The 13748-nt window shown below is 42.2% G+C and carries 11 protein-coding genes; all 11 read right to left on the bottom strand.

Annotated features, from left to right (window positions below):
- Nucleotides 1-4: 4 nt before the first annotated feature.
- The 11 genes from AC22LX_RS14145 to AC22LX_RS14095 all read right to left on the bottom strand — a co-directional run bounded on the left by AC22LX_RS14145 (nucleotide 5) and on the right by AC22LX_RS14095 (nucleotide 13670).
- Nucleotides 5-970, bottom strand: coding sequence for an ATP-binding protein (locus tag AC22LX_RS14145; protein ID WP_074165883.1), 966 nt, complete (start codon nucleotides 968-970; stop codon nucleotides 5-7).
- A 1-nt stretch (nucleotide 971) separates the two neighbouring features.
- Nucleotides 972-2192, bottom strand: coding sequence for a beta-ketoacyl synthase N-terminal-like domain-containing protein (locus tag AC22LX_RS14140; protein WP_487334031.1), 1221 nt, complete (start codon nucleotides 2190-2192; stop codon nucleotides 972-974).
- Nucleotides 2193-2196: 4 nt separating this feature from the next.
- Nucleotides 2197-4755, bottom strand: coding sequence for a beta-ketoacyl synthase N-terminal-like domain-containing protein (locus AC22LX_RS14135; RefSeq protein ID WP_487334030.1), 2559 nt, complete (start codon nucleotides 4753-4755; stop codon nucleotides 2197-2199).
- A gap of 71 nt (nucleotides 4756-4826) precedes the next feature.
- Entirely contained in the window at nucleotides 4827-5996 is a 1170-nt protein-coding gene (locus AC22LX_RS14130) for an aminomethyl transferase family protein (protein ID WP_045390878.1), read from the bottom strand.
- Nucleotides 5997-6025: 29 nt separating this feature from the next.
- Nucleotides 6026-6307: a phosphopantetheine-binding protein gene (locus AC22LX_RS14125; protein ID WP_045390881.1), complete on the bottom strand. Its 282-nt coding sequence runs from the start codon at nucleotides 6305-6307 to the stop codon at nucleotides 6026-6028.
- An 18-nt stretch (nucleotides 6308-6325) separates the two neighbouring features.
- Entirely contained in the window at nucleotides 6326-6874 is a 549-nt protein-coding gene (locus AC22LX_RS14120) for a hotdog family protein (protein WP_045390884.1), read from the bottom strand.
- Between the two features lie 3 nt (nucleotides 6875-6877).
- A complete protein-coding gene (locus AC22LX_RS14115; RefSeq protein WP_487334029.1) occupies nucleotides 6878-7633 on the bottom strand; it encodes an SDR family oxidoreductase in 756 nt (251 codons plus the stop codon).
- Between the two features lie 17 nt (nucleotides 7634-7650).
- Nucleotides 7651-8019, bottom strand: coding sequence for a holo-ACP synthase (acpS, locus tag AC22LX_RS14110; RefSeq protein ID WP_045390890.1), 369 nt, complete (start codon nucleotides 8017-8019; stop codon nucleotides 7651-7653).
- Nucleotides 8020-8037: 18 nt separating this feature from the next.
- The gene (locus tag AC22LX_RS14105; protein ID WP_045390892.1) at nucleotides 8038-9684 is read right to left on the bottom strand and encodes a ShlB/FhaC/HecB family hemolysin secretion/activation protein; all 1647 of its coding nucleotides are present in this window, start codon (nucleotides 9682-9684) and stop codon (nucleotides 8038-8040) included.
- A 58-nt stretch (nucleotides 9685-9742) separates the two neighbouring features.
- A complete protein-coding gene (locus AC22LX_RS14100; RefSeq protein WP_045390895.1) occupies nucleotides 9743-12403 on the bottom strand; it encodes a two-partner secretion domain-containing protein in 2661 nt (886 codons plus the stop codon).
- Between the two features lie 775 nt (nucleotides 12404-13178).
- Nucleotides 13179-13670, bottom strand: a complete 492-nt coding sequence (locus tag AC22LX_RS14095) for a YajQ family cyclic di-GMP-binding protein (protein ID WP_045390897.1) — start codon at nucleotides 13668-13670, stop codon at nucleotides 13179-13181.
- Nucleotides 13671-13748 lie beyond the last annotated feature (78 nt).

The following is a 13748-nucleotide window of genomic DNA, read 5'->3' as shown; positions in this document are numbered from 1 at the left end:
CCTTCTATTCGTACCAGGTATCAAAATAAGCATAGCCACCGACTGCCCCAGGGATAACGGTTCGAAGACAGCCATTATGCAAAGCGTGGTGTGCAATGTATTGCCAGCTCAAAGCAGGGGTCATGCAGCCGCTACAACCATAACGAGTAATGAGATCGACTCCTTTGTTAGAAGGTGGTATTAATTTATTGATACCACCGGCATAGGCAACCAAGTCAATATCATTATTTTTTTCTGATTGTGATACAAACAAGCGGTCTACACCATTAGATATATATGGACCACAGTTCACTCTCATATGACTTTCTCTTCTACTGAATATAAAGCAGCCCACTCTTTCAATTGACACATTCACGCCAGGAACATGCTTATGATGTTTTTTCCTTTCGCCTTGGCTAAGGCTTTCTGCGGTAAAAGCCAACAACGGCACCGCACGGTAACCTCCGCAGATAACGACAAAATCAAATACATCCCAAGCAAGATAATCCTGTGTCAATGCCATTGCCTGAAATAGAGCATAGTTTTCACCTCGTATTTTACAGGTCACGTTGTTGATAGAAAATTTCTTAATCAAATTCTTAGGTAAAGTATCAATAGTGGATAAGTTAAGGCTACTTATATTGTATTCAAAAACGCCTGACTCCCCCCATGAATCAATATAGATAAAGGCGGTTCGTGATTTCAGGAGTAGCATCCGTTCTTTTGCTGATAAGCTATGTAGAGCATCGTCCGACACTCTTTCCATGGCATTAATATAGGGTATATGATCTGGTCGCCTTGTGATTTCACGATTATATATTTCGGCACGTGTGCCAAAGCGTTTAAATCGCCAACCATTCGCTCCCGTTGCCTTGAGCGCGGTATTGAATGAATGCGACTCCCATACATTTAACCAGTTTGGATAATATAAATTAAACGGTTCTTCAGGTTCAAGAAATGAATATGAAGACAAATACATCTTACTATTCATATCAACCACAACTCTTATTCAAATTTGTCATTAATAACGCAACAACTGAACCATCGACGCCTAACCCGGTCTTCAGAAGATGGTTTTTTTCATGTTTCCTCACACCTCCTTCTACGGAGATATGGCAAGCGACATCATCTATGATTTCGTCATTGATAACAGGAAAAATCAATTCATTCGTGAGCAGTAAATGATAGCCAATAATTAGGTCTATCACCCCAGATCCCGTTGCGGTATAACCAACTTGTCCTTTATAGGCCAATACGGGAAGCGGGGTTTCACCAGCAAACATAGCGATCGCTTTTGCTTCAACTTTATCACTGGATGAGGTTCCATTACCGTGAGGGATGAATCCACAAAGGTCCTCTTTTCTCACCCCAGCATCATTTAATAATGAATGAATCAACTTCAAAATGCTGGTGCTTTGCCAGGATGCATCATTACTTCGACTAGCATTAATTTGCTTATATGCCGAAGTAATACATACTCCCGGACTTTTTCCGCGCATCATTCGGTGTTGTTGACTTTCCAGTAACATAACGCTATAGCCTTCGGCAAAATGCACACCATTGCTGTTTACCCCGAAGGGCTGGACAATTTTACTGTCCAACATTCCCTGGCTTGCAAGGAATACAAGATCCTGATATTTAATTTTTGAAATATTAATAACAAGCCCGAGGTCAATACCTCCACTCTCTATTGCCCTGGTAACCAAATGAATAGCCGTCAATGATGAGTTACTTGTACAGTTCATATTTGGCGGCAAATATTGCAACTCATACTTTAGCCCCAGCGTATAAGAAAAATTATCCTGCGACATATTTTTTACAGAAAGATTTTTAATTGAAGATGTTACCGAAACATCTTCCATATCATTGTAATTATAAAAATTCCTGTAATCCATAACATCAACACGAGGGCCTATTCCGGTAATATATACTCTAACTCTGTTGCCTTTCAGGCTGTCATTACTAAGACCAGCCTGTAGTAAGGCGTCATCAATGAGTTTGTACACCAGTTCAAAAGCGCTATCGTTTTCTCGTTGTAGTTTCGCAATGAATATATTCTCTGCAAATCCACATTCTCTAGCCTGGTTATCTGATATAAACCATGGCGACAAATGTACCCGTTTTCCTTGCTGCAGATTTCGAATTAACAGCGAACTATTCTCAGCATATGGCAAGGATACACTGAAGCCAGAAATAATAGCTCTCCCGCTCACCTTGTTATCCTTTAATCACGATAGCGTAATAATTCCCGCCTTCTGTAGCGCCAATTAAAAGAGCGTATTTGATAGCTATTTCTCGTGTTTTCTTTACAAAGTTAATTCTTGCGTCGGCAAAGTTTTGTGTATATGGAATAGCAGGAACCGATTGTCTTTGAATACAATCAAGAATCACCGCCAGGTTTAAAAGCCCTGCAGACGAAGCAACAAAGCCAAAAAATGCGTTATAATTCACCACTGGAACATGTGGATTATGGCTATGGAATGAATCATAGATTGCATTAATTTCTATGATTGAGCTAACTTCGCTGCCACTACTAGTTCCACACACTAAATCAATCTCTTTTGCGGTAATACCCGCATCGGCAAGCGCGCGAGCGATCGCCAGCGACATTGCGGTAGATTTTTCCTCAATCTGCGTCGCATCAAAGTAGGAATTACTGCATGACTTACCATAACCTGCAATTTCTCCCAATATTTCAGCGCCACGGGTAGCTGCTGCACGCGCGTCTTCCAATAACAGCATACAGGCCCCTTCACCAGGAACATATCCATGTTCCTCTTTGGCATATATCTGATAATCAGCGACATTTGACGTCATATGAATCTTGTTGGTCACCGCATCCATATACAGGGACATCGATGGAAAATATTCATCAGCCCCACCAACAATGACCTGTGGCTGTAGTTGCTGGCGAACAATTTCATAGCCATAAGTCAATGCGCCAAGCGCGGCGTTTTCACCGGTCGCTAACGTAGTCGTATATCCCTTTATACCTTCCGAAATCCCACAAAATGTCGTCATCGAGTTCATCAGCGAACCAGGAAACTCTGAAGTACGTACTTTGCGCGGATCGGGCTTTAAACTTTGTAAATACTTGTAGGTAGTTTCTTGCGGTCCACGGGCCATCCCCAGAACCATGCCCAGCTCCTCTCCATCACGTTTAATCTTGCGTTTCGCCCTATTCAGGGCTTCTGAAAGTGCAATCAGCGCAAACGTACCGCCGCGCGTTGCTTTGCGTGGGTCATAGCGGCGTAAATGTTTACGTGGTTCGAGGCCTTTCATCTGGTAAGTTTTAAAGTGCTTTTCTGACTCCGGCTGTCGGTAGGCCGCTTCTCGATATTCTTCGCCAAATATTTCCGCAAACTGATTAGTTTTTTCTACAACATCCAACAGCGCTTTAGCCTCTTCAAGCGTATCATCAGGAAATACTACGCCGCTCAACTCCAGCGACCTGGCATCTTCATGGATATAGCGAAGAATTTCATTAAGCGTATGTCCAATAGCCGATACGGCACCTATCCCAGTTATAACAACACGTTTGGCATCATAGGCGGTAAGAGGAACTGAACATGGTTTGGTACTGACAATCATGCAGCAATTATTACCGCCGAATGCGTAGTTATTCTTCATAAAGATATTGATATCTTTGTTTCGAAACTCATTCGCCACGTAGTCCAGATCGCAGTTAGGGCGCGGCTGCGAAAAATTCAACGTTGGCAGAACATGCTTCTGCGGAAGGGTAACTAAACAAGCGATGAGCTCGACAATACCGGCGGCGCCAATATTGTGGCCAAAATACGATTTAGTAGAACTGATCAATATATTTTCGGCGCCAGAGAAAACTTTCTTCATCGCCAGAGTTTCTATTTGGTCATTAGCCTGCGTTCCCGTACCATGCGCATTAACGTAATCAATTTGCTCAGGTTTGATACCTGCATTCGCCATGGCTTTCTGCATGACCTGCACTGCGCCGCTAGCGCGCGGGTCGGGCCCCGTTTCATGGTATGCATCACACGAGGTGGCGTACGAGAGAATTTCGCCGAGAATCGTCGCACCACGCGCGACCGCATGCTCATACTCTTCCAGGACTATTGCCCCTGCGCCTTCGCCAATAGACATACCTGAATGCCCCGAAAATGGCGAACACGATTGCGGGTGCATAACGTTCAGGGCATAAAAACCGGCAAAGGTGGGTAAATAAATAGGTTCTGTTCCAATAGCCAGCATAGCCTTGCTTTTGCCGTTTTGGATGTAATCAAAAGCCATGCCGACGGCGTTCGGGCTTGCCGTACAAGCCGTTGCAACGAGTTCCACGCCTCCTTTCAGGCCTAATAACGTAGATGCGCTGGAACAACACGATGAAAAGCTGCCTGAAAAAAGAGCCTTCCGTAACGAAAAGTCCTGAATATGCTGCTCAAATAACGGAAGGAATGCTTCAGTGCCTGCAGAAGAAACGCCTACAATCAGCCCCATCTGTTCCAGGCACTCCCGATGGGTCGCCAATTCTGCCTGCTCTAGTGCTTCCTTACCAACTTTGTAGGCCCAAAGTGCAGCATTATCTAGCGATGAGACAACCTCTTTCGATAATTCGGGACAATGAATTTGATGCAGCATTTCAGCCGCACGGGCGTTTGCAAACCATTTAGAGAAACGCGCACTATCAGCGATGCCATTTTTTTTCTCCAGCAGCGCTTGCCTGAAGTCTGCGATGTTGTCAGCCAGAGACGACAAAATCCCCATACCGGTAATAACCACTCTTTTTCTACTAGTTTTCATAATATTATGCTTTATCCCGATTGTTATTTTCTACCGACCGATGCTGGATATAATATTGTCATCGCTAAACGTTATACCGTGGCAAACGCGCTCTTTGCTTTCGAAGCATCAACAAAGCTATGCGTTGTGGGATTAACCAACAAACTCAAGTTATAAATAAAGGGTAAGTTCTGTGTTTTCGCAGCGATTTCACCATTTGCGGTTTTAAGGCTAAAACCTGAAATATCGGCTAACGCATAACATTCATCAATAAGGGCCAACGCAATCCATGCTTGCCTGGCCGGCGAATATGTTGCATTAATAATAACCCCTACCTGTTGTCCATTAACCATCACAAGATCATCTGAATCGATCTGACAACACTCATCGCATGGAGAGATCCCAATAAGCTTACGTTGTGCGCCATTTCGCGATAACTCCACGACTGCACTCTTACCAATAAAGTCCTCTTTATCATACTGGATAGCCCACTGCATTTGCAGTTCCACCGGGTTTGTAGAATAGCGAGGGTAAATACTTTCATCCCATCCTGTATTTTCAATTCTCACCAGACGTTGATATTCTAAGCCACCGGTTTTCAGCGAATACCTGGCGCCTATTTCTTGTAACTTCATCCACATGGTGACAAGCGTTGCTTGTGCACCAATCAATTGATATGCGAATTCGCCATGTTTCCCACAACGAAAAACCATAAGTCCATCATTGGTATTCATATATTCATAGTAAGGTAGGCCAATGATATCAAAACCATAAACCTCTGCCATTACTTCCCAGGCATAAGGCCCTTCCAGCATAATGACGCCCCAGTCATCCTCTCCCATCGATTTTATTTCTGGAATCTCCTGAATATCTAAATCATCCGCCTTAACAAGGATTTCATTCAGGACATTTATCACTTCTTGTGCAGTCAGATTCTCGGATAGAATATAATAGCCTTCAGCGGCGCACAGAACATAAGCATCACCGCGAATAGTTCCATCAGCGTTAAGCAGCAAAGAGTAAATACCCTGCTCATCACGGATGATCGATACATCAGCAGAGACCAAATAGTTTACAAGCGCCCATGCATCCTCCCCCATCACACTGGTAATGGACATATGAGAATAATCTATCAGCAAGACATTTTCACGCACAGCTTTATACTCTTCATAAATATCATGATATGAAGAAGGTACGCATTGGTGATTATAGATACCCATAACCGCATTGTTGTTAAAATGGAGATCAGAAAGTAACTTCATAAAATACCCTTCAATATAACCTTATCAATTCAGGATGTTTTTTTCTTTAGAATGAAAGATGCCAGATTATTTATGCTGCGCATATAGGCTGGATCATCGCCTTCTGAGACCTGGATGTTGAAGGTTTTATCAAGCATAACGATAATCTCCGTTGCATCGACAGAGTCAAGTTTCAAGCCATTGCCAAACAAGGGCGTATCATCATCTATTTGATGAGCCTCACGCTGGACATTCAGGCGTTGAATAATTTCGTTTTTAATCGTAATGATTATTTTTTTTCTTTCATCAATTTCATCATGGATGTTTGTCACACCGGACTCCTTGGATAATTAAATGATTTCTCTAAAGTTAATAATGACGCCCTGGCTAATAATTTTCTTGCCAACATTAGCTGTAACTAAATAATGTTTAAACCCACTATCGTCAGAAAATGAGAGCTTGCTTACCACTTCAATCGTATCTCCCGGGTAAGCCGTTTCTTTAAATTTCAAATTCTGTGATGCTAACACTCCACGCACCGCAGCACGCCTTGTATGTATTATGCTCAACATATCCGGATGCTTGATATAAGCATGGATATCACGCAATGACCTAAGTTCTTTACCCGAGTGTTGTTGATAAATATCACAGATATCAGTGAGAAAAGAATAATACTCGCTTGCCTGGCCAAATATCTCAGAAATGATCGCTCCTGGCATAATGGGATCTTCCGGAAAATGTCCAAGCAGATAAGGATCATTATAAGTTACATGTTTTATAACTTTGATGAAGCCATTCTCTCCGTATTTAAAATCGACTATTTTATCTACCATGAGTAAAGGTTGACGCCAGCCGCCCATAGCAAGAAAAATTTTTGGTGGTATTGAATACTTAGACATATATCACCGCATTACCATGCCACCATCGACGACGATGGTTTGCCCTATGATATAGCTAGATGCTGAAGAACTTAAATAAACAATAACGTTGGCCACCTCGTCACATTTTCCGAGTCGTTTTAATGGAATTGAGTTAGTCACTTCACGAACAACTGTACGTGGAACCTTCTTCGCCATTTTAGATTCAATCATCCCCGGCGCGACCGCATTAACGCGTACTCCCCGCGGCGCCAGCTCAGCGGCAAGTGTCCTGGTAAAACTTAATATTGCACCTTTTGATGCGCTATAGTTTGCCTGACCAACGCTTGGTACAAGAGCAGCCACCGATGCGACATTAATAACAACTGGATTTTCCGCTGAACGTAATAGCATTAATGCTTCCTTCGTTAACCGGAACAGGCTAAGTAAATTAATGCTAATGACAGAATAAAAATCATCAAAGGTCATTGATGCAAAGAGGCTATCCTTAACAATACCCGTATTATTCACCAGCACGTCCAGTCTTCCGGCTTCGACAGTCAAGCGCTCACACAACGCAGTCACTTCTTTCTGGCTTGTGAGATCACATGGCAAAATATTAAGTAAGTTGCCATTAGCATTGTTTCCTTTCAGAGCAATCAAAGGCTCGACATTTGATTTATACAACGCATATACCGTGCATTTTTGCTCAAGAAATTTCTCGCAAATTGCAAGACCTATGTCGCCGCTGGCACCAGTAATCAGCACCTTTTTATTTACAAGATCGCTATACTTATACATTTTACATGATGCCTTTATTAATAGATTATGGTTGCGGCTATCGCATATGTCCGGCAGTGTGAAATACTCAATGATATATTCATAATTTGTTGATTATTTAGAATCTCCTTAACACTCCCTGACAATATGAATTCAGGTTTTCCATGTTCATCATGAACGACCTCAATGTCATGGAAACGGATCCCGTGACTAAATCCATACCCTATGGCTTTTACCAGGGACTCCTTAGCAGCCCAAAATCCTGATGCCCTCTCATAATTAGGGAAAGGAAAATCAATATCTTTGATCTCATTATCCGTAAATACTCGATGAAGAAACCCTGACTTATCATTGGCAATGGCTTTTTCTATTCTTGCCACTTCAACAATATCTGTACCAATACGCATTGCACATCCCCCAATGAATTAAATCTGGTACGCAAAGTTGAAATTTAATTTATATTCATCGACATCCAAATTATTAGGATAGATAAAAGGGGCTGATACCGAAGCATCATATTCCAGAGCTCTGACAGCCCCTTTGACACCTAAAATACCACCCATTATTTTTTTGCCACTAAGGTTCTGTGAAGGTAACTTACCAATTATTTGACCGTAATCTGCACCGATATAGGGTATGAGACCTTTATAACCCGTCACTGCATTTAGCGTGTTCTGTAAAAAGAAACCTTTATTGCCATAGATCCCATCACTATTTTGAAAACCACGCACACTCCAACGATCGCCTATCGTGAACTGATCCTGTAACGTCAAATTATCCGGTGAATACTGGGCGCCAAAATTAAGTTCATAATAGGCGTTAACTGGCAACATTGTTAACCATTTCACGTAATTCACATTAAGGTTCACAATTTGACTTTCTTTACTAACAGTGCCAGTGCGCATATCAGGTGTATCGGTACCGCCAAACGCCTTGGTAAACCGCTGCCAGGTTACCGTGGAGTCCAGTGCTGCCCCGGTAAAGTTTCTCTTATAATTTACGCCTAACCGTACATTACCCATATCACGCTTTTGCAATACCAGTTCTGTCCCACCCAATGTGTAGTCATACTTACGTCTGATCAGTTCAGCGCTTGCAGACAATTTTGAGTTCACATTGCGGTATAGCATTCTATTGCCTTTAAGACTGAAGTATTCTGTCTTGCCAATATAGTCAAAAGTATATGCACCAATATCGATGCCTTGATGGGATTTACTTTTACTATAATAGAGACTAAGATCATAATAACCGAATGGCACACTATAATAAGTACTCACGTTCTTATAGCCACCCGTTTGGCTACCTGTCCCTGCAAGATAAAAAAAGTCACTCAAGCCTGTGACATTATATAAATAACTTGTTCCACCGATAAGTTCACTACCAGTACTCTGATCGCCGAAGTTATTATAGGAAGCCCTTAAGCTCCATTTTTTTTTGCGCTGCGTATTTATTACTACTTTGCTCGAACCATTTTCGGAACCTGGCAGAATGTTGATCTTTACATCCACCTCAGGGGTTCTCTGTATGTTTTCCAGGCCTTGTTCTAGATCTCGGATGTTCAGAATATCGCCATCTGAAAAAGGTAAAATCCACTTGCTTATATCATTTCCAGCAACAACGATCTCTGAAATTCTTCCAGGCACTACTGTCAGTTTTAATTTTTTCGTTGATAAATCCTGAGTTGGAATTTCAACTCTGGTAGTAATATACCCTGCGTTTATATAATAATCCTGGAACAGCACCGCAGCCTTTTTGAGCCCATTCATTCCGAGACATTGACCAACTACCTGATTTTTTATTTTCTTTAATTCATTATTATCTAAAAAATCATCACTAAGAATCAATTCATTGATCTGAAAACAAGGTGTTTCTTGCGGGAATGTGCTATCAGTATGTTTCTTTGTTGTGGCATCAGAATATACATCTTTCTGCTCTATTTTTCTGTCTTGTAAGGACGCATTATCGTTACTTTGCTGTTCTTTTATAAGACGACCTAACTGAACATCAGCAGCAGCCACAGGAAGCGCAACCAAAAAAAGAGAAGTAATAATTAATGTATGTCGAATATCCATTTCATATCCTGATAATGTGAAAGCAGTAATCCCTTACTGCTTTCACCTGCTACCTGATTTATTTACCGACCACGGTACCAAAAATGTTTACAATATTAGCAGTAGTCTGAAATCCTTGCGCACCACCTAATACAGCCCAAAAACCAGTATTGACTATTTTCTTGGCATTAATAACAGCTTTACCATTGGTATATAGATTACCGTAATTGTAAATGTTATTACTTGCCGTGACGTTCAATTCGCTGTCAGCAACTAAATTAGCCCAGTTAGAGATATTTTTGGCGGTGACGTTAGTTGTTTTGGCCGAAATGTTCGCGCCAAGATTATTGGTCAGGTCATTTGCTGTAGAAATATTAAGCGTATTTCCAGCAGCAATATCACTGTTATTAGTAATGGTTTTCCCCGTCAGGTTCAAATCACCATCAGCACTAAATGCATGGTTATTAGTCAGATAACCAGAAGCATTTACCGTCATATTACCTTTGGCGTTCACCCAGCCGGTATTATTATAATCTCCATTAATATTAATCAATACATCACTATCAGAAGAGATGATACCGGTAGCCGTGTTTTTTGCGATAGAGCCACTTGCTTTGGACGATAATCCACTGGCATCAATCTTCATGTTGCCTGAACTGTAGATTGTTGCATAATCAGCGGCAATTCTCTTCGCTGCAATCGTCATTTTCCCGGAATTCGCAACAATCTGCCCTTTGTTACTGGCAAGATCGCCAGTCAGGTTAATATTTACATCACCGGTTTGCGCAATGATACGACCGGATTCGTTATTCAGGCTTTTCGCCGTAATATCAACACCCTCACCACCAATTAAACCACCTTGTTGGTTTCCATAACCGAAATATTGACCAACATAGAAACCGAACTTGTCGCTATCGGTGCTGGTGATTTTGCCTGCCGCATTAAGCGCTAGTTTTTGATCAGCAACCATCATAGTATATTTAGCATCGATATCAGCTCCGGAATCGATACTGATATTTTTAGCTTTAATGACTGAACTGTCTGTGCTCACGGTGTTGGCTTTGATAGTAACATCACCGTTTACTGAAGTTATCACCCCCAAGCGGCTGTAGTAATTATCGAGATCGATATTTACACCATCTCCTCCGTTAATACCGGATTGGCTGGTATTGATGTCGCGACCAGTAATTGAAACAGTCTTACTGCTTTCAATTTTACCCATATAGTTATCAATATCACTGGTGGTTTGGATGCTCACATCACCATCTGAGGCAATTTCGCCAGCCCAGTTGAATAAGTAGTCAGCAGCAATCTCGATGCCATTACCTGAGACGATACCCAAGGATTCACCGCCCGTGGTATCGGCCGATTTGTTGTCGTTGTTTTTAACTGCTTTCGTTGTCGTTAATTTTACAGCACCAGCGCTGGAACGGATCAAACCAGTTACGTTTTCAATGTTTCCAGTACTTTCAACTTCGACATTGCCCGTTGAATCAATAGTGCCACCATTATTGGTTAACGATGTATTTTTCAGGCCAACATAGCCAGCATGAATCTGACCGTTGTTATTATTAAAATCACCTGATTCTATTGCAACGACACCCGCCTCAATACCCGCCGTTTTAGCTTTTCCGGTATTGGTAAAAGTATTACCACTGGTATTGACAGCCAGCGTTTGTCCGGCAGCCAGTTTACCATTACTATTATCGAATTTACCGCTGGTAATATAGTTATTCGTGGTTGCTAAAATATTGCCACCGTTGATATTACTAACATTATTACCCGAAGTATCAATAGCGATCATTTTATCGCTATTGATTTTCCCTGCGCTATTTTCTAAAACACCGTTGGTGTTCAGGGTGATATCGCCACTAGACTGGATAGCTGCATTTTTATTAACTAACTTCCCATTGCTGGTAAGCTTTATACCGCTATCGCCGCCTGCAATCGTTCCCTGGTTTCGCACACCAACCCCAGTTTCAGTACTGACGAGGTTAATCTTATTCGCGTACATTCCGCCTAACTTAGATACATCCACGCCATAGCTGCTAGCATTGCCAGTAGCAGTCACGGTACCCGTCACCACCCCCTCAGTATTAAGGGCATTATTGCCAGCGACGACATTAAGTTCACTCGCAGAAAGAGCGCCATTCACCACGATACTGCGCGCGAGGATTTCGGTCGGCGAGTCGCTCTGAAATCCACTTACCGTAATCGTTCCGCCATTAACCGAATAGCCATTTAGCAGCCCATCATCACCGATCTTTGGCGTGCCAGTCGTCAATGTCCCTTTTTCAGCGTTGATGAACCCGCCTCCCTGAGTCGTAATGCCATTAGGGTTGGCAATGATTAAGTGAGCGGAATCACCAGCAACTTCCATCATGCCATTAATGGTACTGGCATTTGTTGAAGTTACTTCGTTAAGAATAACCATTGCGCTGCCATCCGTAAGGTTCGGGTTGGCCGCAATCTGCCCTGCCAGCACGGACTGTGCTGCGCTTGTCGCGTTATTAAAAATAACGCCCTCGGCACCAACATTCAGCGTGTCATATACGTTATGCGAAAGGCCATTGCTGTTCGCTTTGGCGATATTAACAACCGGCACGCCATTGGAAGCTTCAGTAACGCTGCCATTTTTAATAGAAATTTCCGCCTGCGCCATTACGGGCATCAGTAGTAATAATGACGCTGCAATCGGGTTTAATTTCACTGACCTTTTTTTGTTTTCGTGGTATTTCATATGAACCTTTCTAAGATAGTATTGATTGAGTGCAGCCAGAAGGAATAATCTGCGCTAATGCAGCAATATTCACCCTGACTATTTTAAGTACGCATCATGCATACAAAATCCCTGTGAAAAGCACGTAAACTCATCAAATGTTATATGCAGTTCTATTCAATAAATTATTTTTAAATATATTAAAAATGTATTTTTGCGCTCGCCTACGCCGAATGCATATACCTACATGGAACAAAGAAAATTGATTCAATTCATACAAAATATGAGACATCCCCTGTCCACGCATCGAGCGTAACGACTCGTTTCAACGCTGTTAGTTCATCAGTTCTCATCTCGCCTGCTAAACCAATTCAAAATTTTTTTAGCGATGCGTAATAAATAATGGCACACACAACGCCGTATCCTTACTCCGTTACAGTTTCACCGATTAAAATAATGAACAAAAAGTGAATTCGTTCCGTGCATAATCAACTTTCCTTATTTCATGATTGAGATCAACGCTGTATGCCCCTCTTCTTCTGGGGTTTATTCACTCTCATGTTTTATCATGTAAGTATGAATTCATCGTTTTGAGGTTCAATTTGAGAAATTAATTAGCAAAACTAACCTGGCGTTGGTCATGAAAAAATATGCTGAATACTTTGTTGAAGGATTACAAAGCAGGACGGAAGGGATCAGTAATGAAATCTAGATTTGCCGGAGAGCGGCTTAAGCCTTCTCCGGCATCGACATCAGCGCAATGCCCGAATGGCGTTGCGCCATCGGGCTTTGCGTGTTAATCGCGGAAGTTTTTGAACTGGAATGGCTGGCCAAGATCGCCACTACGCACCAACGCCATTACCGACTGCAAATCGTCACGGGATTTACCTGTGACACGAATTTCTTCGCCCTGAATCTGCGTTTGTACTTTTAGCTTGCTGTCTTTAATCAATTTAACGATTTTCTTCTGTATTGCGCTCTCAATACCCTGTTTCAGCTTAGCTTCGACAAACCAGGTTTTTCCGCTATGTACAAAGGTTTCTGGTACGTCGAGCGAACTTCCCTCAATGCCGCGCTTGAGCAGCTTCGCGCGTAAAATATCTAATAATTGATTGACCTGGAAATCAGACTCACTCAGCACCTTGATGGTTTTACTGGTTTCATTCAGCTCAAAGGTGGCTTCAACATTACGAAAATCAAATCGTGACTCGACTTCGCGGCTTGCGTTTTCGACCGCATTACGCGCTTCCTGAAGATCGACTTCAGAGACAATATCGAAAGATGGCATCTTTTCCTCTCCTTCCGTTTCTTTTGCGTTGCATAATACCCACAACGCGGCATAACTCAACTTGTTATCCCGGAAGCT

This window comes from Klebsiella sp. PK01, from assembly GCF_057624675.1.
The sequence above is the reverse complement of the archived record's forward strand: the minus strand, read 5'-3'. Positions and strand labels throughout refer to the sequence as shown.

What these genes read in the sequence shown, in the direction of transcription:
- AC22LX_RS14100 (WP_045390895.1), bottom strand. Translation starts at nt 12,403, where the DNA reads ATGAAATACCACGAAAACAAAAAAAGGTCAGTGAAATTAAACCCGATT.
- acpS (WP_045390890.1), bottom strand. Translation starts at nt 8,019, where the DNA reads ATGCGTATTGGTACAGATATTGTTGAAGTGGCAAGAATAGAAAAAGCC.
- AC22LX_RS14145 (WP_074165883.1), bottom strand. Translation starts at nt 970, where the DNA reads ATGAATAGTAAGATGTATTTGTCTTCATATTCATTTCTTGAACCTGAA.
- AC22LX_RS14095 (WP_045390897.1), bottom strand. Translation starts at nt 13,670, where the DNA reads ATGCCATCTTTCGATATTGTCTCTGAAGTCGATCTTCAGGAAGCGCGT.
- AC22LX_RS14115 (WP_487334029.1), bottom strand. Translation starts at nt 7,633, where the DNA reads ATGTATAAGTATAGCGATCTTGTAAATAAAAAGGTGCTGATTACTGGT.
- AC22LX_RS14105 (WP_045390892.1), bottom strand. Translation starts at nt 9,684, where the DNA reads ATGGATATTCGACATACATTAATTATTACTTCTCTTTTTTTGGTTGCG.
- AC22LX_RS14120 (WP_045390884.1), bottom strand. Translation starts at nt 6,874, where the DNA reads ATGTCTAAGTATTCAATACCACCAAAAATTTTTCTTGCTATGGGCGGC.
- AC22LX_RS14130 (WP_045390878.1), bottom strand. Translation starts at nt 5,996, where the DNA reads ATGAAGTTACTTTCTGATCTCCATTTTAACAACAATGCGGTTATGGGT.
- AC22LX_RS14135 (WP_487334030.1), bottom strand. Translation starts at nt 4,755, where the DNA reads ATGAAAACTAGTAGAAAAAGAGTGGTTATTACCGGTATGGGGATTTTG.